General features: G+C 68.0%; 29 protein-coding genes. 10 read left to right on the top strand and 19 right to left on the bottom strand.

The genetic code is table 11. The annotated features are described in order from the left end of the window. Nucleotides 1–39 precede the first annotated feature (39 nt). Nucleotides 40–1134, bottom strand: coding sequence for a DUF5685 family protein (locus ACIQF0_RS23855; protein WP_360046768.1), 1095 nt, complete (start codon nucleotides 1132–1134; stop codon nucleotides 40–42). Between the two features lie 50 nt (nucleotides 1135–1184). Between ACIQF0_RS23855 and ACIQF0_RS23850 the strand changes: the two genes are divergently transcribed. Continuing rightward, complete coding sequence (locus ACIQF0_RS23850) at nucleotides 1185–1694, top strand: DUF402 domain-containing protein (protein WP_360046767.1); 510 nt, start codon at nucleotides 1185–1187, stop codon at nucleotides 1692–1694. An 88-nt stretch (nucleotides 1695–1782) separates the two neighbouring features. Further along, a complete protein-coding gene (locus ACIQF0_RS23845; protein ID WP_093596810.1) occupies nucleotides 1783–2301 on the top strand; it encodes a DUF402 domain-containing protein in 519 nt (172 codons plus the stop codon). Here the strand turns inward: ACIQF0_RS23845 and coaE are convergent. The 3 genes from coaE to rpsA all read right to left on the bottom strand — a co-directional run bounded on the left by coaE (nucleotide 2277) and on the right by rpsA (nucleotide 6149). Next, entirely contained in the window at nucleotides 2277–3425 is a 1149-nt protein-coding gene (gene coaE, locus ACIQF0_RS23840) for a dephospho-CoA kinase (protein ID WP_401032625.1), read from the bottom strand. The two genes, ACIQF0_RS23845 and coaE, sit on opposite strands and share 25 nt — an antisense overlap. Before the next feature lie 10 nt (nucleotides 3426–3435). Further along, complete coding sequence (locus tag ACIQF0_RS23835) at nucleotides 3436–3981, bottom strand: hypothetical protein (protein ID WP_401032623.1); 546 nt, start codon at nucleotides 3979–3981, stop codon at nucleotides 3436–3438. A gap of 677 nt (nucleotides 3982–4658) precedes the next feature. Beyond that, the gene (gene rpsA, locus ACIQF0_RS23830) at nucleotides 4659–6149 is read right to left on the bottom strand and encodes a 30S ribosomal protein S1 (protein WP_319977070.1); all 1491 of its coding nucleotides are present in this window, start codon (nucleotides 6147–6149) and stop codon (nucleotides 4659–4661) included. A 179-nt stretch (nucleotides 6150–6328) separates the two neighbouring features. Between rpsA and ACIQF0_RS23825 the strand changes: the two genes are divergently transcribed. The 5 genes from ACIQF0_RS23825 (at nucleotide 6329) to ACIQF0_RS23805 (ending at nucleotide 11293) form a co-directional block, all read left to right on the top strand. Next, nucleotides 6329–7162, top strand: a complete 834-nt coding sequence (locus ACIQF0_RS23825) for a class I SAM-dependent methyltransferase (protein WP_360041091.1) — start codon at nucleotides 6329–6331, stop codon at nucleotides 7160–7162. Between the two features lie 11 nt (nucleotides 7163–7173). Next, a complete protein-coding gene (locus ACIQF0_RS23820; RefSeq protein ID WP_401032620.1) occupies nucleotides 7174–8094 on the top strand; it encodes a GNAT family N-acetyltransferase in 921 nt (306 codons plus the stop codon). 78 nt (nucleotides 8095–8172) lie between these two features. Further along, complete coding sequence (locus ACIQF0_RS23815; protein ID WP_401032618.1) at nucleotides 8173–8802, top strand: hypothetical protein; 630 nt, start codon at nucleotides 8173–8175, stop codon at nucleotides 8800–8802. Continuing rightward, nucleotides 8799–10715 carry a YhgE/Pip family protein gene (locus ACIQF0_RS23810; protein ID WP_401032616.1) on the top strand — a complete coding sequence of 639 codons (1917 nt, stop codon included), beginning with the start codon at nucleotides 8799–8801 and terminating at the stop codon, nucleotides 10713–10715. Before ACIQF0_RS23815 ends, ACIQF0_RS23810 begins: the two co-directional genes overlap by 4 nt. After that, the gene (locus tag ACIQF0_RS23805) at nucleotides 10712–11293 is read left to right on the top strand and encodes a TetR/AcrR family transcriptional regulator (protein ID WP_360041103.1); all 582 of its coding nucleotides are present in this window, start codon (nucleotides 10712–10714) and stop codon (nucleotides 11291–11293) included. The genes ACIQF0_RS23810 and ACIQF0_RS23805 overlap by 4 nt, the downstream gene beginning before the upstream one ends. Here ACIQF0_RS23805 and ACIQF0_RS23800 read toward each other — a convergent pair. Together ACIQF0_RS23800 and ACIQF0_RS23795 are read right to left on the bottom strand one after the other, a co-directional pair. Further along, nucleotides 11284–11787, bottom strand: a complete 504-nt coding sequence (locus tag ACIQF0_RS23800) for a hypothetical protein (protein ID WP_401032614.1) — start codon at nucleotides 11785–11787, stop codon at nucleotides 11284–11286. The two genes, ACIQF0_RS23805 and ACIQF0_RS23800, sit on opposite strands and share 10 nt — an antisense overlap. Beyond that, nucleotides 11787–12371: a DUF4328 domain-containing protein gene (locus ACIQF0_RS23795; RefSeq protein WP_401032612.1), complete on the bottom strand. Its 585-nt coding sequence runs from the start codon at nucleotides 12369–12371 to the stop codon at nucleotides 11787–11789. Before ACIQF0_RS23795 ends, ACIQF0_RS23800 begins: the two co-directional genes overlap by 1 nt. Before the next feature lie 120 nt (nucleotides 12372–12491). Between ACIQF0_RS23795 and ACIQF0_RS23790 the strand changes: the two genes are divergently transcribed. Next, complete coding sequence (locus ACIQF0_RS23790) at nucleotides 12492–12968, top strand: hypothetical protein (RefSeq protein ID WP_401032610.1); 477 nt, start codon at nucleotides 12492–12494, stop codon at nucleotides 12966–12968. 4 nt (nucleotides 12969–12972) lie between these two features. Here the strand turns inward: ACIQF0_RS23790 and ACIQF0_RS23785 are convergent, their stop codons facing one another. The 10 genes from ACIQF0_RS23785 to ACIQF0_RS23740 all read right to left on the bottom strand — a co-directional run bounded on the left by ACIQF0_RS23785 (nucleotide 12973) and on the right by ACIQF0_RS23740 (nucleotide 20763). Then, nucleotides 12973–13485, bottom strand: a complete 513-nt coding sequence (locus tag ACIQF0_RS23785; RefSeq protein WP_401032608.1) for a hypothetical protein — start codon at nucleotides 13483–13485, stop codon at nucleotides 12973–12975. Then, the gene (locus tag ACIQF0_RS23780) at nucleotides 13482–14054 is read right to left on the bottom strand and encodes an AAA family ATPase (RefSeq protein ID WP_360041118.1); all 573 of its coding nucleotides are present in this window, start codon (nucleotides 14052–14054) and stop codon (nucleotides 13482–13484) included. The genes ACIQF0_RS23785 and ACIQF0_RS23780 overlap by 4 nt, the downstream gene beginning before the upstream one ends. A gap of 87 nt (nucleotides 14055–14141) precedes the next feature. Beyond that, nucleotides 14142–14345, bottom strand: coding sequence for a cold-shock protein (locus tag ACIQF0_RS23775; protein ID WP_086665400.1), 204 nt, complete (start codon nucleotides 14343–14345; stop codon nucleotides 14142–14144). A gap of 181 nt (nucleotides 14346–14526) precedes the next feature. Then, nucleotides 14527–15042 carry a hypothetical protein gene (locus ACIQF0_RS23770; RefSeq protein WP_360041121.1) on the bottom strand — a complete coding sequence of 172 codons (516 nt, stop codon included), beginning with the start codon at nucleotides 15040–15042 and terminating at the stop codon, nucleotides 14527–14529. 37 nt (nucleotides 15043–15079) lie between these two features. Further along, the gene (locus ACIQF0_RS23765; RefSeq protein ID WP_401032605.1) at nucleotides 15080–16126 is read right to left on the bottom strand and encodes a Gfo/Idh/MocA family protein; all 1047 of its coding nucleotides are present in this window, start codon (nucleotides 16124–16126) and stop codon (nucleotides 15080–15082) included. A 5-nt stretch (nucleotides 16127–16131) separates the two neighbouring features. Continuing rightward, entirely contained in the window at nucleotides 16132–16602 is a 471-nt protein-coding gene (locus ACIQF0_RS23760; RefSeq protein ID WP_401032603.1) for a hypothetical protein, read from the bottom strand. Beyond that, nucleotides 16599–17426: a carbohydrate ABC transporter permease gene (locus ACIQF0_RS23755; RefSeq protein ID WP_401032601.1), complete on the bottom strand. Its 828-nt coding sequence runs from the start codon at nucleotides 17424–17426 to the stop codon at nucleotides 16599–16601. The genes ACIQF0_RS23760 and ACIQF0_RS23755 overlap by 4 nt, the downstream gene beginning before the upstream one ends. Further along, a complete protein-coding gene (locus ACIQF0_RS23750; RefSeq protein ID WP_401032599.1) occupies nucleotides 17423–18238 on the bottom strand; it encodes a carbohydrate ABC transporter permease in 816 nt (271 codons plus the stop codon). Before ACIQF0_RS23750 ends, ACIQF0_RS23755 begins: the two co-directional genes overlap by 4 nt. Then, on the bottom strand, nucleotides 18238–19488 hold the full coding sequence (locus ACIQF0_RS23745) for an ABC transporter substrate-binding protein (RefSeq protein WP_401032597.1): 1251 nt from the start codon (nucleotides 19486–19488) through the stop codon (nucleotides 18238–18240). Before ACIQF0_RS23745 ends, ACIQF0_RS23750 begins: the two co-directional genes overlap by 1 nt. A gap of 9 nt (nucleotides 19489–19497) precedes the next feature. Then, complete coding sequence (locus tag ACIQF0_RS23740; protein ID WP_401032595.1) at nucleotides 19498–20763, bottom strand: Gfo/Idh/MocA family protein; 1266 nt, start codon at nucleotides 20761–20763, stop codon at nucleotides 19498–19500. A gap of 116 nt (nucleotides 20764–20879) precedes the next feature. Here ACIQF0_RS23740 and ACIQF0_RS23735 point away from each other — a divergent pair, with 116 nt between their 5' ends. Then, nucleotides 20880–21785: a nucleoside hydrolase gene (locus ACIQF0_RS23735; protein WP_401032593.1), complete on the top strand. Its 906-nt coding sequence runs from the start codon at nucleotides 20880–20882 to the stop codon at nucleotides 21783–21785. On the opposite strand, the gene ACIQF0_RS23730 is transcribed toward ACIQF0_RS23735, so the two are convergent. From ACIQF0_RS23730 to ACIQF0_RS23720, 3 genes are all read right to left on the bottom strand, one after another. Beyond that, nucleotides 21778–23244, bottom strand: coding sequence for a hypothetical protein (locus tag ACIQF0_RS23730; RefSeq protein WP_360041141.1), 1467 nt, complete (start codon nucleotides 23242–23244; stop codon nucleotides 21778–21780). The genes ACIQF0_RS23735 and ACIQF0_RS23730 overlap by 8 nt on opposite strands. Before the next feature lie 176 nt (nucleotides 23245–23420). Further along, nucleotides 23421–23882 carry a hypothetical protein gene (locus ACIQF0_RS23725; protein ID WP_401032591.1) on the bottom strand — a complete coding sequence of 154 codons (462 nt, stop codon included), beginning with the start codon at nucleotides 23880–23882 and terminating at the stop codon, nucleotides 23421–23423. Nucleotides 23883–23906: 24 nt separating this feature from the next. Then, a complete protein-coding gene (locus ACIQF0_RS23720) occupies nucleotides 23907–24419 on the bottom strand; it encodes a GNAT family N-acetyltransferase (RefSeq protein WP_330273482.1) in 513 nt (170 codons plus the stop codon). A gap of 77 nt (nucleotides 24420–24496) precedes the next feature. Between ACIQF0_RS23720 and ACIQF0_RS23715 the strand changes: the two genes are divergently transcribed. After that, nucleotides 24497–24943: a helix-turn-helix domain-containing protein gene (locus ACIQF0_RS23715; RefSeq protein WP_360041147.1), complete on the top strand. Its 447-nt coding sequence runs from the start codon at nucleotides 24497–24499 to the stop codon at nucleotides 24941–24943. The last annotated feature ends 66 nt before the right edge of the window (nucleotides 24944–25009 follow it).

The raw sequence follows: 25009 nt of genomic DNA, 5'->3' as shown, positions 1-25009 counted from the left end.
CGGAGGTCTGACAATTTCCGATTGAGCCTGGTCAGAGGCCTAATCGCAGGGGCAGCAGCAGCAATCGCAGCAGTCGCAGTCGCACCCGTCGCAGTCGAACGGGTTGTCCCGCCGCTTGTCGCTCCAGGGACCGGGGAACGGGTCGCGGCAGCAGAACTGGCACGTCCCGCACTCGTAGAGGAACGCCCCGCAGCCGCTGAAGCACCCGCGCGGCTGGGGCTGCCAGTTGAGCCTCGGGTAGGCCCACAGCCCGCTGCCGGGATCCGACCACCTGTGCTTGTGCGGGTCCCGGTTCTTGCGCCCGAACACCCGGATGACCGACTCCTCCAGCTCGTGCACCATCAGCCGGTGCATGAGCCGCGCGTCGACGAACTCCACCTCGTCGAGCGCCAGCTTGATCCCCGTGAGGGCGTCCAGGCACAGCCGGTGCGCCTCGGCGACGGGGGTCCCGGTGGCGATCAACGGGTTCCACGCACCCGATGCGCGGTCGGCCTCCAGGTCCTCCGCGGCGTCGATCAGGTGCGCGACCCGTCCGAACAGCCGCCCCACCTCGCGCAACGGCTCGACGTTCTGCGGCTTGCCGGCGAGCACGGCGGTCTGCGCGACGGCGAACCCGGTCGCGGTCTCCGTGGGTTCGGTGACCACGAGCACGGAGCTGCCGAGCCCCGCCCCGCCCTCCACCTCGGGCTGCCGGCGCACCGCGTCGACCATCACCGACGCGTCGAACCCGAGGTCGGACGCCGTTTCCAGCCCCTTGGAAGCCCAGCGCTGCGCCACCGCACGCCCGGCCCAGCCCACCCGGCCGGCGAGCCCGTCGCCGTCGTCCACGTGGTCCTGGATCTTCAACGACGCCAGCACGAGCGACACCGAGGCCGCCAGCCGCGCCCCGGAACCGACGGCCACGTCCGCGGACTTCATGCCGCGCAACGCACACGGCCCGGCGGTCCGCCGCGAGACGCCGGACTGCGCCTCCACGGCGGCCGAGATCATCAGCCCGTCGTAGTTCGTGACGAGGCGCGAGAGATGACCGTGCTCGTCGCGCAGCGACAGGCACATTCCACAAAGGTGTGAGAGCCACGCGGACCGCAGCTCAGCGCCCATTCTGTTGCGGCAGGGGCGGATGATCCCGAACATGCGCGGCATCCTAAGTGGCCGCGGGGCCCAACGATGGCAGTATCGCGGACGTGGCACACATCCATCCGCCGAAGATCGAGTACTTCGACCTGGACGCCAAGAGCAACACCGATCCCAAGGGACAGCTGCGCAGCGTCGACGAGTTCCGTCTCACGCCCACCGGCCTCTACATGTTCCGGCCGCTCGCGGGGCATCCGAAGATCAGCCACTTCGAGAGCTGGTTCCTGCCCAAGCTCAACATCCGCGTCACGCGCCAGTCGTGGCACCGGGGGCACGAGCTCGACTTCGACTTCTACGTCGACGTCGTGGAGATCAACGCGATCGGCAGCGTCTGGAAAACAACCGATCTGTACCTCGACCTGATAGTCCGAACGGGTCACAGCACAACCGTTCTGGACACGGACGAGTTGATCTCCGCAGTTCAGCACAACCTGCTCTCTCCGCAACGCGCGCAATGGGCGCTGGAAACCACCTACTCGGCGGTGTCCGGCATTTCAGCGCACGGTCACGATGTGGTCAGGTGGCTCACCTCTTCGGGTTGTCCTACGTCCTGGCGTTAGTACACAGAGCGTGTTCGTCACCTGACCGTGACGTAACAAATCGACCCGGCGTGTAACTGCGAGCACATATTTGACTACGCTCGGCGGCGTGGGAGCGGTCACTACACCTCAGTTGGTCGATGTCGTCGACACCATTTCGGGCGTGCGCGCTTATTCGTCCGGTGGCTCACGAACTCTTAGTTCGTGCAACGTCGAACGGTGGGGTCTGCGAATCGAGCATCCCACTCCGGAAGACCCGTTCTCGGACTCCGAGGTCACCTGGCTGATGCCCGAACTGGGCGTGCGCCTGACCACTTACCGCCCGCGTTCCCGGCACGCGCGCAGCACTCCGAGCGTGCTGTCCGCGGTGCGGGTCGAGCGCGACCACCGCCACTGGCAGACGACGGACCTGCTGCTGGGCCTGGCCGTCCCGGGCGGCACCACGGCCCGCATCGTGCGCAGCGAGGAGTTCGCCGCCGCCGTGGCTGGCCGCGTGCTCCGGCCGGGCGACGCCGACCAGGCGCTGCGCACGGTCCACCGCACCCTCGAAGAGCTGAGCAACGTCAACCACAACCTGACGTCGTGGCTGACGTGGCACGGCATCTACGACTCCTGGCCGCCCCTGTAGGCCTCGACCCGCGCGGCGGCCGCGTGCACCCAGGGATCCTTCGCCTCACCGTAGGCGAACCCGGTGGCGTCGGCCGCAAACCGCTGGGACAGCTCCAGCTTCAGGTTCGCGTACTCCTCGCGCGCCGAGGCGTCGTGCCGCAGCCAGTCGCGGAAGTCGACCGCCCACCGCCAGTTCGGAGCACCCTCGACCCGCAGGTGCAGGTTCACGCGCCGCCCAGGGTCGGCCCCGGCGTGCAGCCGCTTGCTCCAGTCACCCTCGCCACGCGGCGTGTCCTCGTACGGCCCGACGTACGGGAACCCGGCCTGCGCCAACGCTTCCCGCAGATCGTCCGCGGTCTCCATGTCCTCGACGGCCAACTGGAAGTCGAGCACGTCCTTGGCCGCGAGCCCCGGCACCGCCGTGGACCCGATGTGCTCGACGTGCCGCCCACCGGCCGCCATGCTGATCCGGCGCGCGATCCGCCGCGCCTGCGCAGGCCACCGCTCGTCGTAGGGCACCACGATCGGCGGGCCGGACGCGTAGGCCCCGGTCCGCAGGTTCTTCTCGAATCCCACCAACCGGTCCCACAACGTAGTGACGTCCGGAACCTCACCGCTGTTGTCCAGCCACACGTCCGCAACGGCCCGCCGCTGCTCATCGGTGGCCTGCGCGGCGATCCGGTTCTCGGCATCCTGCCGATCCATGCCGCGACTGCCAACCAGCCGCCCCAGCCGCGTCGCCGAGTCCGCGTACACGACGATCACCAGGTGGTACACGGCCGCCATGTCCCGCTCCACCAGCAACGGGATGTCGTGCACGACGATGGCGTCCTCAGGAGCCTCAGCCATCCGCTGCCCGGTCAACGCCCCGATCCGGGGATGCGTGATCCCGTTGAGCGTCTGCCGAGCCTCCTCGGAGGCGAACGCCTTGGCCGCCAACGCCGCCCGGTCAAGCGACCCGTCAGCTCGGAGCACGTCCTCACCAAACGCCCGAACGACCTCCTTGAGCCCGTCAGTCCCAGGCTCAAGCACCTCACGCGCAAGCTTGTCCGCGTCGATGACCACGGCGCCGCGCTCCACGAGCAACCGCGCGACCGTCGACTTCCCAGACCCGATTCCCCCGGTCAACCCCACCCTGAGCATGCGGGTCAGGTTAGACGGGCGGCGTCATCGACTGCTGGGCGAGTACCGGCAGGACCGCGACCAACTTCTCCTTGGGGATGAAGTTGTTCCGGTTGCGCACCACGAAGGTCGACTTCCCGAGCGACCCGATGAGCAACTGCTCGTCCTTGCCCTCGACCAACGTCCCCTTCTGCTTGCCGACATCGACCTCGGTGACCTTCGCCCCCTCGGCCCGCTCAGCCTCAACACTCTCGTTGACGCGAGTACGAGCCGTCAGGTCATCGGTGTACGTGGACAGCCCGATGACGATCTTGGCGTCCGGCAGGTTCTTCTTCTCGGGAATCCCGTAGTAACAGTCGATCTTCCCGGTCCGCCCGATCCCGGGCTCCTTGATGCCGACGATGATCCGAGGCTCCCCGCCAAGCTCCTGCCCGAGCGTCGCGTTCATGACCTCAGCGGGCACCACGAGCTCACAGTCGTCAGGCAACGCCCGATCCACCATCACCGGAACCCGCGACGGAGTCGTGGGCGGCGTGATCCGAGGAATCTGCGGCGGCGGCGCCTGAGTCTGAGGCACAGCAGCAGAACAGGCCGTGCAGACCGCCAACAGACCCGCGCCCAGTACCACGAAGAACTTGTTCCCACGCATAGGTTTGTCAACCTACACAACGAGGTTGGCCCTCCACCACAGAGTGAACGGGTGTCGCCCACACACAAACGTGGAAGCGCAACAGAACCCAGATCACCGCGAAGCCGAAGGCGAGCCGTCCTTTCCGAACGGGCTGGGCGGTGGGGTCCCGTCACGAGTCGCGCCACAGCTCTTGCTGCATCAGGTCAGGGGTGTCAACTCGACACGCTTTTCGTCGAGTTGACACCCCTGACCTGATGTGGCCCGCTCTTGGTGCGGCTCGTGACGGGACCCCACCGCCAACGCAACCTTCTACGCAACGCGCAGCCGCCCAAAGCAACAGGCGTGCCATCTACCCGCAGACGGCGCCACCCCCCCGATCAGATTGCCGGGGGTCTGGGGGCAGAGCCCCCAGGGGAAGCAAGCAAGGCGACCAGGCCGCCCGCACGGTGACCACCCGCAAGGTCGCCGCCCGCAAGGAACCGCACGCTAACGCAGGCGTCCCCCCGATCTCGGAACCCCTACAACTCAACCTACTCAGCACCCCTGACTGAACTCAGGCCCCCACACCCAAAGGGTGCAGGGGCCTGAGTTCAGTCAGCTACAAGCCAGGGGAATCCCCAGACTCACATGCCGCCCGACAGCTTCTCCCGCAGAGCAGCAAGCTGCTCGTCAGAAGCAAGCGTGCCACCGGACTGAGCCGGCGCGCCAACGGACGCGGAAGGAGCGTCGCCACCGGAGGTGTAGTTGCCCGCACCCTCGGCCGAAGCCTCTTCCTCGGCCTCGGCGGCCTTGCGGATCTGCTTCATGTGGGCCTCGTAACGAGTGTGCGCCTCGGCGTACTGGCGCTCCCACTCCTCACGCTGCTTGTCGAAGCCCTCGCCCCACTCCTGCGACTCCGGGTCGAAGCCCTCGGGGTAGATGTAGTTGCCCTGGTCGTCGTACTCGGCGGCCATGCCGTACTGGGTCGGGTCGAACTCCGTGTCGACCGTGAAGCCCTCGTTGGCCTGCTTGAGCGACAGCGAGATGCGACGGCGGTCGAGGTCGATGTCGATGACCTTGACCATGACGTCGTCGCCGACCTGGACGACCTGCTCCGGGATCTCCACGTGGCGCTCGGCCAGCTCGGAGATGTGGACCAGGCCCTCGATGCCCTCGTCCACGCGGACGAACGCACCGAACGGAACCAGCTTGGTGACCTTGCCCGGCACGATCTGGCCGATCGCGTGGGTGCGGGCGAACTGGCGCCACGGGTCTTCCTGCGTCGCCTTGAGCGACAGCGACACGCGCTCGCGCTCCATGTCGACGTCGAGGACCTCGACGGTGACTTCCTGGCCGACCTCGACAACCTCGGACGGGTGGTCGATGTGCTTCCAGGACAGCTCCGAGACGTGGACGAGACCGTCGACGCCACCCAGGTCCACGAAGGCACCGAAGTTGACGATCGAGGACACGACGCCCTTGCGGACCTGGCCCTTCTGCAGCTGGTTGAGGAACTCGCTGCGGACCTCGGACTGGGTCTGCTCGAGCCACGCGCGGCGGGACAGGACCACGTTGTTGCGGTTCTTGTCCAGCTCGATGATCTTCGCCTCGAGCTCACGGCCGACGTACGGCTGGAGGTCGCGGACGCGACGCATCTCGACGAGCGAGGCGGGGAGGAAGCCGCGGAGGCCGATGTCGAGGATGAGACCACCCTTGACGACCTCGATGACCGTGCCCTTGACGGGCTCGTCCTTCTCCTTGAGCGCCTCGATGGTGCCCCACGCACGCTCGTACTGAGCGCGCTTCTTGGAGAGGATCAGACGGCCTTCCTTGTCCTCCTTCTGGAGAACAAGCGCCTCGACCTCGTCACCGACCTTGACGACCTCGTTGGGGTCGACGTCGTGCTTGATCGACAGTTCGCGCGAGGGGATGACGCCCTCGGTCTTGTAGCCGATGTCGAGCAGGACCTCGTCCCGGTCGACCTTGACGATCGTGCCCTCAACGATGTCGCCATCGTTGAAGTACTTGATCGTCTTGTCGATAGCTGCGAGGAAGTCCTCCTCCGTCCCGATGTCGTTGATCGCGACCTGCTTGGGAGCAGCGGCAACGGGGGCGGTGGTGGTGTCGGTGGACATTAGGTAGGTGGCTCCGGTACGGATTGGCATTGATTGGCTGGTAGTGGTGCGCGCGCAGCGACACAGCGACCTGGAATCCCGCGGTTCTGGATCATGGGCAGCACTAACCCACTACGCACGCGATATCGTACGCGGCCGCGAGACGCGCAAGCAAACCAGCCCCCATGTGAAGGAGCAGTGTGTCCAACCAGCACGCGAGCGCGGAACAAGCGCTCGGCACCACCGGCATCGTCAAGCGCGGGGCGGACGCCGCCGAGTCGCGCGTGGCGAACCGAATCTGGTGGGACGCGGACGCCGACGACTACCACGAGACGCACGGCGACTTCCTGGGCGCGGCGGACTTCGTCTGGTGCCCGGAGGGCGTGCGTGAAGAAGACGTCAGGTTCCTGGGTGAAATCGCTGGTCAACGGGTCCTGGAGGTCGGCTGCGGCAGTGCCCCGTGCGCACGCTGGCTCAAGGACAACAAGGCGGACGTCACCGCCTTCGACATCTCCGAGGGCATGCTCCGGCACGCCCGCGTGAACAACGCCGCCACCGGCATCGACGTCCCGCTCGTCCAGGCCAGCGCCGACCAGCTCCCGTTCAGGGACGACTCCTTCGACGCCGCCTGCAGCGCGTTCGGCGCAGTGCCGTTCGTCGCGGACGTCGAAGAAGTTTTTCGCGAACTCGCCCGCGTGCTCCGGCCGGGCGCGCCCTGGGTGTTCTCGGTCAACCACCCGATGCGGTGGATCTTCCCCGACGACCCCGGCCCGCTCGGTCTCACGGTCACGCAGTCGTACTTCGACCGCACCCCCTATGTAGAGGTGGACGACGAGGGCAAGGCCACCTACGTGGAGCACCACCGCACGCTCGGCGACTACGTCCGCGCGCTCACGAACACCGGGTTCGTGGTCGAGGACCTGGTCGAACCCGAATGGCCGAAGGGCCACACCCGCAACTGGGGCCAGTGGAGCCCCCTGCGCGGCAAGCTCTTCCCCGGCACCGCGATCTTCCGGACCCGCCTGACGTCGTAATCTCAACGGCCATGACCTCGGCACGCGGACTAGTAGCGGCCCAGTCAGCACGTTTCGCGTCGCTGGATCCGTTGCTCCCTCCCGCCACCGAACCGCCGATGGACGGCCACGTCATCACGGCGGCGCTGGCGGACGGCACGCGCGTGGCCGGGGTCATCAGCCACCAGAGCTTCGAACCGCACTCGACCACGCGGCTGTGGTCGACGGCCGAGGTCTGGGAGATGCTGCCCCTGGTCGGGGAGGCGCAGGGCATGGACGCGCTGCTCACCCGCTTCCGCCGGCACCTCGACTCGCAGGAGATAGGCGACGACACGGCGTGCGTCGTGCACTGGCCGAGCCGCGACAGCAAAGCCGCACGAACGTTCCTGGATCACGGCCTCGTGCCGCTGTCCGTGCTCGCCGTGCGCCTGAAAACGCCGACCCAGCACATCTCCCGCACGCTCACGATCCGCCGGGCGACCCCACACGACCTGGAGACCGTGCTGGAGCTGTCACTCGCGGAGCTGGAGTACTCCTCCTACGTCGGCTCGACGATCGTGCGGCCCGAGGCCGCATCCACCAAGCGCCGCGCTCTCACCGAGCGGCTCAAGAACGCGAGCCCCATCTGGCTCGCCGAACGCGACGGCATCGCCGTGGCGCTCGCCGAGTGCGCGATCGTGTCGTCCGAGCCCGGCACGATGGCGGCCGCGCGACTCCCCCGCGGCCGCTGGGGCTATGTGAACTGCGTCTCCGTGCTCGCGGGCGCCCGCGGCACCGGCATCGGTCAGCAGCTTCTCGCCTACGCCCACCAGGAACTTCACCGGATGGGCACGGTCGGCACCTACCTCTATTACAACCCGCCGAACCCGCTGAGCAGCGTCTTCTGGCCGCGGCAGGGCTACCGGCCGCTGTGGACCGTCTGGGAAGTACGCCCCGCCTCCGCCCTTAGATGACCTATGTCCGAGTTGCAGAGCGCCGAAGGCTGCGGGAGAATTTGTACTGACCGGTCAGTTTAAACGGAGGGTAAAGCCGTGGAGATCCACGCAAGTCGAGCAGGCGTCAACGGGGGCCATGGTCCCCTGCTCCGGCCGACTTCGCTGATCGTGAAGCCCGGCGAGCTCACGCTGGTCGCGGGCGAGCCCGGCACCGGTCACACGGCGTTCGGCCTGCTGCTGTCTGGCCGCATGAAGCCGTCCACGGGCACCGTGTCGCCGGACGCGAAGACGCTGCGCAAGCGCGTCGTGCTGATCGACGCCCCCGAGGTGAACGAACCGGAAGAGGCGCTCAGCCTGTCCGCCGTCGTCGGCGAGGAGCTCGCGATGAACGGCATGCCCTCCGGCAAGAAGGCAGTGCACGACTGGTTGGTGGAGCACGCCGCCGATGAGCACGCGGCCAAGCGCTTCGAACACGTGCCGGCGCGCACGCGTTGCGCCGTGATGCTCGACCTGGCCGCCGCACGCCCTGGCGTCACGGCGCTGATCCTCGACTGCCCAGACCGCTACCACCCCGACCCGCGCGAGTGGTTCGCACTGGCCCACGACCACGTGACCCCCGAACGGTCCGTCGTCGTCCTGTGCTCGAACTCCTCCGCACACATCCTCGACCTCCCGCACGCGCGCCTTGGTGAGGACAACGACACCAAGATGGAGATCTCCGCATGAGCGCCCTTCGGATGGCCTTCAACGAACTCCGCCGGATCACCTCCGGCAAGCTCCCCAAGCTCGCCGTCCTGGCGCTGGCGCTCGTGCCGCTGCTGTACGCGTCGCTGTACCTGTACGCCAACAAGGACCCGTACGCGAACCTCAACCACGTCCCCGCCGCGCTGGTCGTGAAGGACAAGGGCGCCAAGGACCTCAACGCCGGCAAGGACGTCGCGGACGAGCTGCTGAACGGCAAGAAGTTCAACTGGCAGGTCGTGGACGACGCCGACGAGGGCGTGCGCAAGGGCAAGTACATCTTCGCCCTGACGCTGCCGGAGGACTTCTCCGAGGCGCTCACGTCCGCGGAGCAGAACAAGCCGCGCCAGGGCGTGCTGACCCTGACCACCAACGACGCCAACAACTACCTGGGCAGCACGATCGCGAACCAGGTCGTCTCCGAGGTGCGCAGGGCCGTCACGGCGAAGGTCTCCACCGAGGCCGCGGACAAGCTGCTGCTCGGCTTCTCCACGATCCGCCAGGAGACGACCAAGGCCGCCGACGGCGCCAAGCAGCTCGCGGACGGCAGCGCGACGTTGCGCGACAAGATCGGCGAGCTCGACAGCGGCGTCCAGCAGCTCTCCACGGGTGCGGTGACGGCGGCCAACGGCGCCGCGCAGCTCCGCGACGGCACGCACGAACTCCGTTCGCAGACCGCGGCGCTGCCCGACGGCGCGAAGAAGATCGCGGACGGCGCGCGCCAGGTCGCCACCGGCAACGAGACCGCCGCGACCCAGGCCGAGGAGTACGCGAAGAAGGCCCAGGCGCTCGTCGGCGTGCTCGACCAGGCCAACGGCGACATCGCGAACCGCTTGCGCGCCTTGGGTTTCACCGAGGAGCAGGTGCAGAACGTGCTGGGCACGATCGGCCAGGTCCGCAAGCCGGTCGACGACGCCAACGGCAAGGTCCAGGGCGCCGCCGGTGATCTCCGCAAGCTCGCGACCGGCGCGGACCAGGTGGCCGACGGCGCCGAGCAGCTCTCGTCCAAGATGCCCGGCCTGGTCGCCGGCGTCGCCAAGCTGGACGACGGCGCGACGAAGCTCGCCGACGGCAACGCGCAGCTCCGCGACGGCCTGCAGAAGGCGGCGACGGGCACCCCTCAGCTCAAGGACGGCGCCACGAAGCTCGCGAGCGGTGCGGCGGAGCTGAGCGACGGCCTGTCCGGTGGCATCAACAAGATCCCGGACCAGGACGACCCGACGCGCGCCGCGATCGCGCAGGCGATCGGTGACCCGGTGGCGGTGCGCGGCCTGTCCCAGACGAAGGCCGCCACGTACGGCGCCGGCCTGGCCCCGTTCTTCCTGGGCCTGGCGACGTGGATCGGCGCGTTCGTGCTGTTCCTGCTGCTGCGTCCGCTCTCCCGCCGTGCGCTCGCCGCCGGTCAGTCCGCGCTGCGTGTCGCGTTGGGCGGCTGGCTGCCAGGTGCGTTGCTCGGCATCGTGCAGGTGCTGGTGATGTTCACCGTCGTGCGGTTCGTGGTCGACATCGAGCCGTCGAACCCCATCGGCACGTTCGGGTTCCTCGCACTGATGTCACTGACGTTCGTGGCGATCCTGCACGCGCTGAACGCCGCGTTCGGTGCCGTGGGCAAGTTCCTGGGCCTGATCCTGCTGATCCTTCAGCTGGTCAGCGCGGGTGGCACGTTCCCGTGGCAGACGATCCCCGTGCCGCTGTACCCGCTGCACTACGGCCTGCCGATGGGCTACGCGGTCGACGGCCTGCGCCACCTGATGTACGGCGGCGACCTGGGCAGCGTCGGAAAGGACGCGCTGATCCTTCTCGCCTGGCTGCTCGGGGCCCTAGCCTTGACTTCCGTGGCGGCCTACAAGCAGCGGGTGTGGACAGCGTCCAAGCTGAAGCCGGAGCTCGTGCTGTGAGCGCGCGAACGACAGCGACCAAGCAGAAGCTCTTCGACGCGGCGTTGAAGCTGGTCGGCGAACGGGGCGCGGCCTCGGTGACGGTCGACGAGATAGCCGCGGAGGCCGGCGTCGCCAAGGGCACGATCTACTACAACTTCGCTTCGAAGGACGCCCTCGTCGAAGCGCTGCTGCACCACGGCGTGGAGATCCTCGCGGGCCGGCTGCGGTCCGCGGAGGGGTCCGAGGACTCGCTGGAGGCACTGGTCGACGAGATGCTCGGTTTCTGGGCCGAGTACCCGGCGTTCGGCCAGCTGCTCGTCTCGGAGCTGTGGCGCACGCCGGGCCAGTGGCACGGCACTCTCTCGTTGCTGCGCGACGACATCGTGTCGATCGTGCGCGGTCAGATGAAGCGCCTGTCCGACGCGGGCCGCCTGCCGGAAGGCGTGGAGGTCGGCACCGCGTCGGCGGCGTTGTTCGGCACGTTGCTCGTGATCGCGCTGGACTGGCAGGTGTTCCAGCCGGAGCGGTCACGGGCGGAGGTGCGTGACTCCGTCATGCTGCTGGTGCGGGGGATGCGCTCGGCGCGTCAGAGCTGAGCGATCCGCTCCGGTCGTTGCAGAGCGGAGACCTGGGCGATCACGACGACGGCCAGCGCCGCGGCCACGACGGTGAGCACCGCGGACAGCACCGCCGCCGCGCGGTAGGCGGGCCCGTCGACGAACGTCTCGGCCACGTTGGCGAGCATCATCGCGAGGAACGCGTACTGCCAGGGCTTGATCCACGGGCTGGGCACCCGTTCCTCGAACGGCCTGTCGTGCTGCGCCACGTCGGACGCCCGCCACACGTCCGCCATCTGCTTCGCCTCGCGCAGCCCGATCGCCGTGGCGTTGACCGAGGCGCGCCGGACCCAGATCACGAACGCGACCGCGGCGGGCAGCAACAGCAGCGACGCGAGCACGTCCCGCCTCGCCTCACCCGTGCTCAGGTCGAGTGCTGTGCCGAGCACGCTCGCCACGGCGACCAGCACGATCAGGCCCTGGGCCACGTACCCGGTGATGCGGACGTCTCTCAGTTCGATGTGGCCGCTCATCACGCCTCCACCTGGACGGGAACGGCTTCCTGCCTCTCGCCGACCCGCTTGATCATCTGCGCCGCCAGGACAGCCGCGACGACCAGACCCGCGGTGGAGACCGTCGACAGCAACGCGAAGTCGTCCAGCGCTGCGCGGCCGGCGATCAGGCCGAGCGCGTTCGAGCCGATGTAGGTGATCCACCAGCCGGTGACGAGGCCGCTCTGGGGTCGCTTCTGGAGCCCGACCATGGGCTGCGTCCGATCAGACCCGCGCCAGATGTCCTGCATCACCGCGTACGGGATGAACAGGTTCGCGAACGGGATGATCCAGCCGACGATCACCCACATGTTCGTCCAGCGGTGCTGGTGCCTGGACGTGATGGTGTCGGAGTTGAGCCGTGCCTGGCGCATCCAGGCGATGAACAGCACACCCGCGACGACCTGCACCAACAGCGCGACGAAGCTGGCGGCCAGGACCGTGGCCTCGTCGACGGAGATCCACAGCAGCGCGGCCGTGACGACCTGGGTCGCCGCGGAGAACGCGATCGCCCCCGTCGCCGCCGTGCCGAACCCGCGCACAGATCTGACAACCTCAGAACTCATTCGACTTCCCCCCGAATGCACACGTCCCCCGACGTCGGCACCGAGCGTACGACGTCAACGCCCGATCGAGCGATGCGTTTGACCGAGCAGGGCCACATGCCCGCAGGTACGAACGAAGACATGCCGAAACTGCTGAGCATCGCCACCGTCCTGCTCGCGACCATCGCCCTCACGGCGTCCCCGGCGCAGGCCGACCCCGTGCCACCGGCGCCCGTCCCGGTGAAGGCCACCGCGGACTTCCAGGAAGCGTTGTTCACCCCCGTCGCCGGTGTCCTCGACTTCGAGGAGACAGCCGACGGCATCAAGGTCGCCGGCGAGTTCAAGAAGGGCTTCGCCTCCGACGCGCCGTCGGACTACCAGCTGGTGGTGCTCGACAACGCGGAGGTGATCCTGGACTTCACCAAGGACTTCCAGAAGGTCGCCGAGATCGAGGCGGCGGAGGTCACGACGTTCGAGTTCGTCACGAAGACCAAGCAGAAGATCGCGGACATCCGCAACGAGGACGTGGTGGTCCGTCAGCTCGTGGACGTGGCCGCCGGCATCAAGGTGCAGGCGGAGATCGGCCGGGCGAAGGTGCAGAAGACCGAGGTCCGGTAGCGCGTCAGCGGGCGTCCTCGTGGTGCAACGAGGGCGCCCGTCCCGCCAGACCTCGTTCGACGGCCTCCAGCACCGCACGGTTCGTGCGCAGCACCGCGTCGTGCGCGAACGCGCCGAGCAACACCTGCTGCGTCGGATGCGGGAGCACGGGGTCAGGTACAGGCGCGGACGTGTGCACCTCCACCACCGGTGCGTCTTCGGCGAGAAGGTGCCGCACGGCGTTGAGCACGCCCACGCGATAGCTGTCGTGCACCCAGGCCACCAGCAGGTTCACCAGCTGGCCGTCGAGCTCGTCCTCGACCTCCGCCGCGAGGTTCGCGGGGTGCTCCCAGTCGGCCCTGACCCACGTCGGCCGATGTCCCCGCGAGATCGACGCCCGCGCCGCCCGTCCGGGACCGTCGTCGGCCATCAACGGCTGCGTGCGCGACGGCAGCACCACCCGCCACCCGCGTGCCACGAGTTGTCCCGCGCAGCCGGCCAGCATGCCGGTCCCGCCGAGCACCAGCGCCGTTCTCATCGAGCACGCTCCTCCCCGACCGAGGCGAGCGGGCCCGAGAGCCACCGCTCCACCTGCCGCTGCCCGCGCAGCCGCACGACCACGACGTCGTCGACGAGGGCGAGCACCCTGACCCGGTTGCGCCGGTAGCTCTTCCAGCCCCACCGCAGGATGTGCCCGGGATCGGTGAAAGCCGACCACAGCGACGACTCCCGATTACCGTTCCACAGCTCCACCCCGGCCGCGCGACGTCTGATCGTGCGACTCACCAGCCGTCGCATCACGACCGGGAACCGGTGGTCGAGCCACACCACCGTGTCCGCCCGCGCGAGCAACCTGGGCCGTGCCGCCTTGTACTGGTACTCGGTGACCCAGTGGTCCTCGCGCGCGAACGCGGCCACCTCGTCCAGGAACTCCGGCCGCGGCGTCCACTGTGGACCCCAGTAGAGGCTGTCCAGCTCCACGCGCCGCAGGTCGTGCTGACGGGCGATGCGCAGGCAGAGCGTCGACTTGCCGGACCCCGCGTTGCCGGCGACGAGGATGCGCCGGGGCACGTGCGGCAGCGGATCAGCTGGTCCGAGCAACGGCATCGAGCCAGATTAGGGGAGACCGCAAGGGCCCCGACACACACGCAGGGCCCCCGGGAAGTCCCGGGGGCCCTGCGGTGTGAAACAACGTCAGAGAGCGGTGACGTTCGTCGCCTGCGGGCCCTTCTGGCCCTGCGTGACGTCGAACGAGACCTTCTGGTTCTCCTCGAGGCTGCGGTAGCCGCCGCCGTTGAGGGCCGAGTAGTGGACGAAGACGTCAGCGCCGCCGTCCTCGGGGGCGATGAAGCCGAAGCCCTTTTCGGCGTTGAACCACTTGACGGTGCCGTTTGCCATGTACTGCTCCTTCAATGCTGAAGAGCAAGCCGCACTTTGCGACTGCCCCGTGGTTGGTCGAGAGCCGACCGCCCCATCCGCGAAGAAGGAGAAGCGCTCGCAACTGAAGTTCGGCGAGCGTGATAAGCACACGAACACAAAACCGCAACCAATGAAGCAGTCTACCGCATGCCCCAGGGCTTCAGCCACGCCTTCGCTGAGGTACCGCGAACCGCTGCTGCATGATCGAGATCCGGAAGATGACGAAGCAGGCGAGCCCGGCCGCCCCGATCGCGCACAACGTCGACAGCGTCGAGAACACGACGTACAGAGGCGTGTCGAGCAGGAGCGACTCCAGCACGTCGCCCAGCACCATCGCGAGGAACGTGAGCTGCCACGGTCTGATCAGCGGACTCGCCACGCGCTGCGCGAACGGCACCTCTCGCTGGGCCGGGTCGCTCGCCTTCCACACCTGCGACACCATGCGCACGCCGTGCAGCGCGATCGCCTCGGCGTTGTGGGTGGCGCTGCGGAACCAGATGACGAACGCCACACCCGCGGGGATGACCATCATGATGGCCAGGAAGCTCCACGAGGACGATCCGCCCTGCCAGTCGTTGATCGTGCCCCAGATGGACTCCGCGGCGACCAGCGCTATCAGGCCCATGCTGACGTAACCGGTGACCCGGACGTCCTTCAGCTCGATGTAGGTGTCCAACGCAACACTCCCCGAACGCGGCGAACTGCGCGGCAGACTACCGCCCGAATCCGCAGCCGAGTTCGGTGAAGGTCGCGAGCTTCTCGGCGGCCCGCACGACGACCTCATCGATGCCGTCGAGCACGACACGGTCACCGACGCGGCGGGCGGGCAGCAGCGGCACGTCGGCCTTGCCGCACTGCTCGGCGATCGACGTGAACGCCCGTGCGGCGGCCAGCGGCGCGACCAGGGGCTCGCCGGTCTGCCGGTGCCGGATGAGGTTCTCCAGCAGATCGACGGGCGGTGCCACGGCCATGCGGTGGTCGTTGACCGTGAGTCTGTCGTCGTCGTACCACCAGACGGCCTGCCCTAGCGTTCCGTGCACGAGGACGACTGGTGGCAACGATGTCGTCGCACAGAGCGTGGTGGCGACGACGACCGGCGGTGCGCCCTCAGCCGTCACCCGAACACAGGCCGTGTCGTCCGCACTGATCGTGTCGCGGCACCGGTACAGCTCGAGTTCGACGGCGATGTCGGTCCGTTCCTCGACATCGGCGAGCAGCAGCGCGTTCTGCAGTGCGTGCGCGAACGGGTTCACGAGCGTGCCGTCCTCGCCTTGCCGTCCGGCCCAGTCGGAACGTTCGTAGTAGGCGTCCGTGCGCGTCCAACGCCCGGCGGCGCCGATGCCGGTGATGTCCCCCAGCGCGCCGGAACCGATCAACGAGCAGAGCCGCCGGTACGAGCCCGTCCCCTGCGTCTGGAACCCGACCTGGCCGACCAGCCCGCGTTTGAGCGCCTCGGCGGAGATGTCGTCGAAGTCGGTCGTCGACAGCACCGCGGGCTTCTCGACCAGCACGTCGCAGCCCAGTTCGAACGCCTCCAGGACGAGGTCGCGGTGCGTCGCGGGCGGCGAGGAGATCACGACGATCTCGGGATGGAGCTCGGCTGCCAGCGACGGCAGGTCCGGGTAGGACGGCACCGGCGCGTCCACGTCCACGACGTCGACCACCCCGACGAACGTGGCGAGGCCGTCGTGGCCGAGCCGGACCAGGTTCTCCACGTGCCGCGCCCCATGTCCCCGAGCGCCGACCAGAGCAACACGCATCGCTCTCACCCTTCTCGGGCGGACTCAGCCGCGAGCGCCAGGGGTCCGCCGATCACCAGCGCCAGCGGAGGCAGGGCCCACACCAGCACACCGGCGACCACCAACGCGGCCATCAGCATCAGCCGAGGTGGGTGGAATTTCAATGCGCCGCGCCAACCAAGACACGTTTGCGACAGCATCCAGGCTCCAACGGCCGCCGAAGCCGTCAACACCGCCACCCGAACGGGCAATGGCGCCGGGAGCACGGTGACCACTAAGAGGACGTCGAGCCCGAGCACGGCCCACGCCAGCCCGAAGATCACGCCGGGCACCCACTGCACGCGCAGCACCGACCAGAACCGTCCGGGCGGGAGCTCCGAGCGCAGCACCTCGCGGGCAGCGCCGAACGCCGAGAAGGCCGTCACGACCGGCAGCGAGGCCACGAACACGAACACCCCGAGCAGCAGGGTGTCCGCGAGCACCTCGAACCGTCTCATCCCTTCAGGCCCGTCGTGGCCACGCCGGCGACCAGGAACCGCTGGAACGCCAGGAAGAACAGCCCGATCGGCACCACCGACAGCACCGACATCGCGAACATGGGCCCGAACGAGGAGGACGACGTCTGGTCGACGAACAGCCGCAGCCCCATCGGGATCGTGTAGTTCTCCGTGGACGACAGGTAGATCAGCTGCGAGAAGAAGTCGTTCCAGGTCCAGATGAACGTGAAGATCGCCGTCGTCACCAGCGCCGGCCTCGACAGCGGCAGCACCACGTACCGGTAGTTGCGGACCGGCCCGCAGCCGTCGATCTTCGCCGCCTCGTCCAGCTCACGCGGGATGCCGCGCATGAACTGCACCATCAGGAACACGAAGAACGCGTCGGTCGCGAGCAGCTTCGGCCCGATCAGCGGCACGAAGGTGTCGATCATCCCCAGCCGCTGGAACACCACGTACTGCGGGATCAGCGTGACGTGCGCCGGCAGCATGATCGTCACCAGCGCGAACGCGAACAGCGGGCCGGAGAGCCGGAACCGCAGCCGGGCGAACGCGTAGGCCGCCAGCGAGCACGACACGACGTTGCCGATCACGGCGCCCGAGGCGACGATCGTGGAGTTGCGCAGGAACGTCCAGAACGACTCGCCGCCCGCGCCCTCCAGCGCACCCGCGTAGCCGTCCGTCGTGACGCGACCGGGGAACAGCGAGCGCAGGTTCGCCACCAGGTCCTCGACCGGGGTCAGCGACGCCGAGACCAGCCACACGATCGGATAGAGCACCAACGCCAGCGCGGCCAGGCACAGCAGGAAGGTCGCGGCCCGTCTCATCGTTCGTCTCCGTAGAACACCCAGTACCGCGAGGTCCGGAACAGCACGGCGGTGATCAGCGCGATCGCCACCAGCAGCACCCACGCCATGGCCGACGCGTAGCCCATGCGGAACTCCGTGAACCCGCGTTCGTACAGGTAGAGCGTGTAGAACAACGTCGAGTCGGCCGGTCCCCCGCGCCCGCCGCTCACCACGAACGCCTGCGTGAACGCCTGGAACGCGTGGATCGTCTCCAGCACGAGGTTGAAGAACAGCACCGGCGACAACATCGGCAGCGTGATCGACGCGAGCCTGCGCCACCACCCGGCGCCGTCCACCGCGGCCGCGTCGAGCAGGTCGCGCGGGATCTGCTGCAACCCGGCCAGGAAGATCACCATCGGGGCGCCGAACTGCCACGCGGACAGCAGCACGATGGTGAGCAGCGCGGTGTCCGGCGTGTCGACCCAGGTGTCGAAGATGGCCCGCCACGCCAGCGCCAGCCCGACCGACGCGCCCAGCAGCGAGGGCGCGTAGAAGGCCGAGCGGAAGAACGCCTGACCCTTGCCGCGCAACGAGTTCAGCAGCAACGCGACGGCGAGAGCCAGGAGCAGCTTCGCCGGCACCGACCACGCGACGTACTTGAGCGTCACGCCGACCGAGCCCAGGTAGCGCGGGTCGTCGCCGAACAGCCTGGCGTAGTTGTCGAGGCCGACCCACCGAGGTTCGTTGAACAGGTCGTAGTCGGTGAACGACAGGTACAGCGACACGACCATCGGCGCCACGGTGAGTCCGATGGCGCCGAGCAGCCACGGCGCCAGGAACAGGTACGGCACTACTTCAGTGCTTCTTCCGCGTCACGCCAGAACTCGTCCAGCGCCTGGTCGATCGTCTTCTTGCCGAACACGACCTCTTCGTGTTTGCGCTGCATCAGCTTGTAGATCGTGCCGTCGCCCTTGGGCGGGGCCGGTGGCGCGTCGCCGAGCTTCGCGTCGACGGACTTCTGGTACTCGAAGACGACTTTGTTGGCGCCGCTGATGTTCTGCGCCACGGCCTCGCGGGTCTTGAGGTTCGCGGGCAGGCCGCGGTTGGCGCCGAGGATCTTGCCCGCGTCCGGGTCGTTGAGCAGGAAGTCGATCAGCTTGACCGCCGCGTCCTTGTGCTTGGTGCGGGCCGACGCGCTGATGAGCTGCGACGGTTTGCGGTAGGAGCCGAGGACTTCCTTGCTGTCACTGGGATACGGGCCGAGCTTGAGTTCGTCCGGCCGCACGGTGTTGTAGCCGCCGTACAGGCTGTCGTAGCTGTGTTCGGACGCGGACAGCTTCTTGCCCATCGGGGTCTGCTCGGCGCCGGCGTTCAACGTGGTCACCAGTTCGGGCGGCGTGGTGGCGTTCGCGTCGCGGAAGTCCTTGGAGAGCTGCCAGAACGCCTTGAGATCGTCCTTGCCGTAGCCGAGCTTGCCGTTCTCGTAGAGCGCCTTGCCGCGTTGCCGCAGCCAGGTCTCGAAGACGTCCTCGGTGCCGCCGAAGTCCGTGGAGCCCGAGATCCCGGTGCTCGCCTTGAGCTTGCCGGCGATCTCCTTGTAGTCGGCCCAGGTCCAGCCGATCTTCGGTTCCGGCACGCCCGCAGCGGTGAACAACTTCGGGTCGTAGACGATGGTGGTGGCGTTCTGCGCCAACGGCATCGCGACCTGCTTGCCGTTCAGCTCGCCGCTGCCGGCGAAACCCGCGTTCCAGTCGGCGGTGCGGATCTCCTTGCCCACGTACGGGGTGAGGTCGAGCAGGACGTTGCGCCCCGCGTACTCGTTGAGATAGCGGTAGTCCATCTGGATCACGTCCGGCGCGTTGCCGCCGGCGATCTCGGTGGAGAGCTTCTCGAAGTAGTTCTGGAAGTTCTGGAACGACGTGGCGACCTTGACGTCCGGGTTACGGCTCTCGAACAGCCTCACCGCCTCGTTCGTGATCTTCGCGCGGTCGTCGTTGCCCCACCAGATGAACCTGATCTCCGCCTGACCGCTTCCCGAACCGCCGCCACACCCGGCCGCCACCAGCGCGCCGCCGAGCACCAAGGCCATGGCCTTGCGCACGTTCTCTCCTCATCTCAGGTCGATGACGTCGACGACGTGGACCGGTTCCCCGGTCTCGAAGCTGCGGTTGGCGGCGAAACCAGTCAGCAGCGAGAGCGTGCCGTCGTAGTGCGTTGCCTTGCGTCCCAACGGGTCTTCCTGCCCGGGCGGTCCGTACAGCGCGTCGACCATGCGTTGGTCCGCGCCACCGTGCCCGTCCCGGTCGTACTCCAGCGGGATGTCCTCGCGTTCCTCGAACAACCGCTGCACGGACAGCTTCGCCCAACCCTGCTCCGGGTTGGCGTTGACGCCGTGCACGGCCGGGTCCTGCCCCGACACCCAGGAGTTCTCGACCACTTCGAGTTCGAGACGCCCCTTGCTGCCGTTGACCATCAGCCGGTAGCCCTCCCACGGCGAGTAGGCCGTGAGGTGGTAGGTGAGGTTCGCGCCGCTGGCGTAGCGGACGAGCACCGACATGTCGTCCTCAATGGACACGCCGGGTTCGAACGGGTTCTGGTCGCGGCGATAGCCGTCCTCGTGCTGTGCGTCGACGTAGAGCTTCTTGAGCCAGTCGTTCTGCTCCAGCCGGATGTCGAACCGGCCGTCCTGGGCGTAGCCGTGACGCGTGCCGTTTTCGTCGCCGTAGAAGAACAAGCGGCCGTGCGCGTACACGGTCTCGGGCACCGAACCGACCCACCAGTTGAGCAGGTCGAAGTGATGGGTCGCCTTGTGCACCATGAGTCCGCCGGAGTTGGCCTTGTCCCGGTGCCAGCGGCGGAAGTAGTCGGCGCCGTGCCGGGTGTCGAGCAGCCACTCGAAGTGCACGGACCCGATCTCACCGACAGCGCCCTCCGCGAGCAGCGCGCGCACCTTCTCGTGGATCGGGTTGTAGCGGTAGTTGAAGGTGACCGTGACGTTGCCGTCGTTGCGGTGCACGGCATCCAGGATCTTGCCGGCCGACGGGACGTCCGTCGTCATCGGCTTCTCCGTCACGACGTCACGGCCGGCGTCGAGAGCTTCCACGATGTACGTGTCGTGGTGACGGTCGACAGTGGTCACGACGACGACGTCGACCCGTTGCTCGTCGAGCATCTTGAGGAAGTCGGCCGCGTCGTACGTGGGCACCGGCTCGACCCCCAGTTCGGCGAGCCGGTCGTTGTGGACGTTCATCCTTGTGCGGTTCACGTCGGCGAACGCGACGAGTTCGCAGGTGGCCGCGTGTTCGACCGCGATGGCGTGGACGTGCCGCTCGGCCCGCGATCCCGTGCCGACCACCGCGTAGCGCCTGCGAGCCATCTCCAGCCTCCTCTGCAAACGTTTTCCTCACGCTAGTCGCACCCGCCCTGACCTCGTCAAGGCCTCTCGGAAACGTTTTCAGCTGTTTCATGGACATGAACGGCAGGATGGATCTCATGCCGACTCCTGTGGTGCTCGACTGCGACCCCGGCCACGACGACGCGATCGCGATCCTGCTCGCGGCCGGCTCACCCGAGATCGACCTGCGCGCGATCACCACTGTGGCCGCGAACCAGACGCTCGACAAGGTCACTTCGAACGCACAACGGGTCTGCTCGGCCGCCGGAATTTCGGTGCCGATCGCCCGCGGGTCCGCGCAGCCGTTGGTGCGTCCCCTCTACATCGCGGAGGACATCCACGGCGAGTCCGGAATGGACGGTCCGGCGTTCGGCGCGCTGACCGTCGGCGTGGTGCAGGAGCACGCGATCGACGTGATGCACGCCCACATGCCGGCGACGCTGGTGGCCACCGGCGCGTTGACGAACGTGGCGCTGTACCTGCGGCGGTACGGGCCTTCCGCGGTGCGCGAGATCGTGCTCATGGGCGGGTCGACCGAACGCGGCAACACCACGCCGTACGCCGAGTTCAACATCTACGTCGATCCCGAAGCCGCTCAGATCGTGTTCTCCAGCGGTGTGCCGATCACGATGATCGGGCTGAACGTGACGCACCAGGCGTTGGTGACTCCCGAAATCGTGGCGCAGTTGAACGCACTCGGGTCGCTCGGGCGGATCTGCGGGGACCTGATGACGTTCTTCGCCGCCACCTATCGCGAGGTGTTCGGGTTCGCCGCGCCGCCGTTGCACGACCCGGTGGCGGTGGCACGAGTGATCGACCCGTCACTGGTGACGTGCGTCGAGGCGTTCGTAGGGATCGAGACCACGGGCACGTTCACGCGCGGTGCGACCGTCGTGGACCTGCACGGCCGAATGCAAGAACCGCCCAACGCCCGAGTGGCCGTCGGCCTGGACGTTGAGCGGTTCTTCGAAGTAGTGCTGGATGCCGTGAAGCGACTCAGCTGATCGACTTGTCGCCGAGCACGGCCCACTGGCTCCAGCCGGCCTTCTCCTTGTAGAAGCGGCGCACCAGCTTGCCCTCGTCGGTGCGGGCGAAGACCTCGACGGTCTTCGTCTGCGCGTGGTACATCGCGGTCGGCGGCTCGGAGACCTTGGTGGTGCCGAGCTTCGCCCAGGTGGTCCAGCCCTTGTCGCTGGCGCGGGAGTGCTCGACGAAGCCGCCCTCACCGAGTTGCACGACGTCGATGGAGCCGGTCGTCGAGTTGAAGACCGCCGACGGAGCGCCGGTGCCCTTGCCGCCCAGCGTGGTCCAGACGCCTGCCGCGTACTGCTCGACGCTGCCGGACTCGGTGCGGACGAAGACCTGGTCGACGGCGACGCTCGGGTCGCTGACGATCTTCTTGTCGCCCTGGTCCGCCCAGGCGCTGCCGTCCCACTTGACCAGCTTGCCGTCGGCGGAACGCGCGTAGACGTCCTTGTCGGCGACGGCGGGGTTGCCCTCGATCTTGCGGTCGCCGACCGGCGCCCACTTGTCCGTGAAGCGGAGCAGGAGGCCGTCCGCGCCGCGGGCCAGGACCTCGACGGCCTTGGTGCTGTCGTTCCACGTCAGCGTCGGGTCGCCCGCGACGGCCGTGTCGCCCAGTGCGAGCCACTGGCCGTCGACGCGGCGGTAGATCTTGCCGTCCTTGCCGCGCGCGAACACCTCGACGATCTGCGTCTTCGGGTTCATCAGCGCGACCGGGTCGCCGGCGAAGGCCTCGGACCCGAGCTGCTGCCAGCCGTTCCAGCGGCTCGTCTTGTGGAAGTTCGTGATGATCGTGCCGTCCGTGCCGCGCGCGAAGATCTCGAGCTGCTGCTGCCCGGTGTTGGAGATCTGCGGGCCGGCGCTGACGACGAGCTTGTCCGTCACCGGCGTCTCGCTGCCGGAGCCACCGCTGCCGGCCTCGAGGATGTTGTTGTAGCGCAGCGGCACGTACTGGCGAGCCGTGGCGGCACTCCAGACGCGCTGAACCGGCCTGCTGCCGTCCGGCCCCGCCTGCTCGCGCACGATGGGGCGCGTCTTGGCCGCGTCCGCCCACCCGATGAACAGCGCGACGTGGTTCAGGCGGTCGTTGAGCGCGTCGCCGGGACGCAGGTCGGCCCAGTCGATGCGGTGCGCGACCTGCTCGAGGATGTGCGTGGTGTACGAGATGCGCAGACCCCAGGCCATCGACACGAAGCCGGAGCAGTCCGTGCGGTAGGCGCCGTACTTGTTGCCGAAGCAGTCGCTCTGGCTGTACGGCACGCGGGCGCTGATCCACGTGCGCGAGCGCGCCAGGATCTCGCTCCGCGTGATCTTGGAGTTGGCCTCGTACGTCCCGCAGATCACCCCGCCCTCGGCGGCGACGGCGACGTCCGGCATGGCCAGCGTCGAGCCGAACGTGATGGCCGCCGCTGCGACCGCCAGCATCCCCCACCGTTTCATGCCGGTCACGTTAGCAAGACGGTGTGAAGTTTCGGTCCGGTCGAACGTCGGATGTTCCTGCGGTTGCGCACGGTCGGAGTGGCGGTTGCTCACGTGGTCGGCCTGTCCTTCCGGAGCGCTGACGGGGGCGGGTCGAGGTGTCGATGCCAGTTCCATCGGAGAAGTGGCCCAAGCGGTTACTCCAACACGCTCAGATACCGGCGCGGCACATACAGCTCCTCCCCCGTCTCATAGGGGTAGGTGACGGCGCGCAAACGTGTGCGGTACCCCCCGGCCTGCTCGTAGGCCCAGTACCGGCCGGGCTCCTCCGCCCACGCCGCGAAGATCACGACGTGCCGGGTCAGGTTGGTGCCGTCCGTGCGGATGACCACGTCGCCCGCCCGCAGTTCGGGCGCGGTGATCAGGCTGCTGACCACGGCGATGCCAGGGGTGTCGAGGCCGCCGTGCCGGTCCTCCGGCCTGCCCGGCAGGCCCCAGGCCATCGACACGAAGCCCGAGCAGTCGGCGCGGTAGATGCCGTGTTCGTTCTGGTGAAATCTCGTCTGGCTGTAGGGGACCGAGTCGCGCAACCAGGAACACGCGCGCTCCACGATCTCGGAGCGGAGGATGAGGCGGCCGGCGGCACGTGCGGTGGTCACGTGGCCATCGTCGGGGCTTGATCTCTAAATCTCCTGCAAGCTTTCTATAAGGTCGGCGTCGCTGATCTCGGCGGTCACCCAGGCCAGCGGGTAGCTGAGCTGGATCGTGTCGATCTCCCTGGTCAGCCGCACGCCGGGCAGCACCTTGCGCACCAGCGCGAGCATCGCGTGGTTGTCGGGCAGGACGTCGCCGTGCAACTGCGCGACGCCCATCCGCGCCGCGATCGAGGTCAGCTCCTCCAGCAGCAGGCGGCCCACGCCGCGGCGCTGCCACAGGTCGACCACGGCGACCGCGATCTCCGCACCGCACTCGCCGGTCTTGATCACCCTGGCGATGCCGATCGGGTCGCCTCCGACGCGGGCGCACACGGCAGCGTGACGTTCGCCGTCCACGTCGACCAGGACCCGGCGCGCGGACGCGGTCAGCCGGGGCGTCGGCGAGTGAAAGCGCAGGTAGCGGCTTCGCGCGGACAGTCCTTCGAACACCGCGTCGACAGCTTCCGGCGCGGTGTCGCGGTTGAGCTCGGTGACGCGCATGAGGATCGACCCCTCTGAGTTCGGAATCCGAACTGTAACTGAGTTCGAAATTCGAACGCAAGGGATATCCTGGAGTCATGCCGTACTCGAACTTCGCGAGCATGCCCTGCACGCTGAGCCGCCCCGCGGCGCTGCTGGGCGAGCGCTGGACGCTGCTGCTGCTCCGCCAGATCTTCCTGGGCACCCGTCGCTTCGAAGACTTCCAGGCCACGATGGACATCTCGCGAAGCGTCCTGACCGACCGGCTGAACGTGCTGTTGCAGGAGAACGTGCTCAAGCGCGTGCCCTATCACGAGGACGGCCGCACACGGCACGAGTACCGCCTCACGGAGAAGGGTCGCGACCTCTACCCCGTGCTGATGGCATTGCGCACGTGGGGCGAGAGGTGGATGGCCCCGGAAGAAGAGGAGTCGTTCCACCTGCACCACCGCGACTGCGGCGGCGGCGTGCGGGCGAAGGTCGAGTGCACCGAGTGCGCCGCCGAACTGACCGCGCGCGACGTGCAGGTGACGGCCAGGCAGTGAACTTGTACTGACAACTGCCGAAGCCCGGGTGAACTCAAGACGCACTCCATTGCTGAAGACGGTTGC

The organism is Lentzea sp. NPDC092896 (assembly GCF_044754905.1).
GTDB lineage: Bacteria > Actinomycetota > Actinomycetes > Mycobacteriales > Pseudonocardiaceae > Lentzea.
Note: the sequence above shows the minus strand (reverse complement) of the source record. Positions and strands in the feature narration are given on the sequence as shown.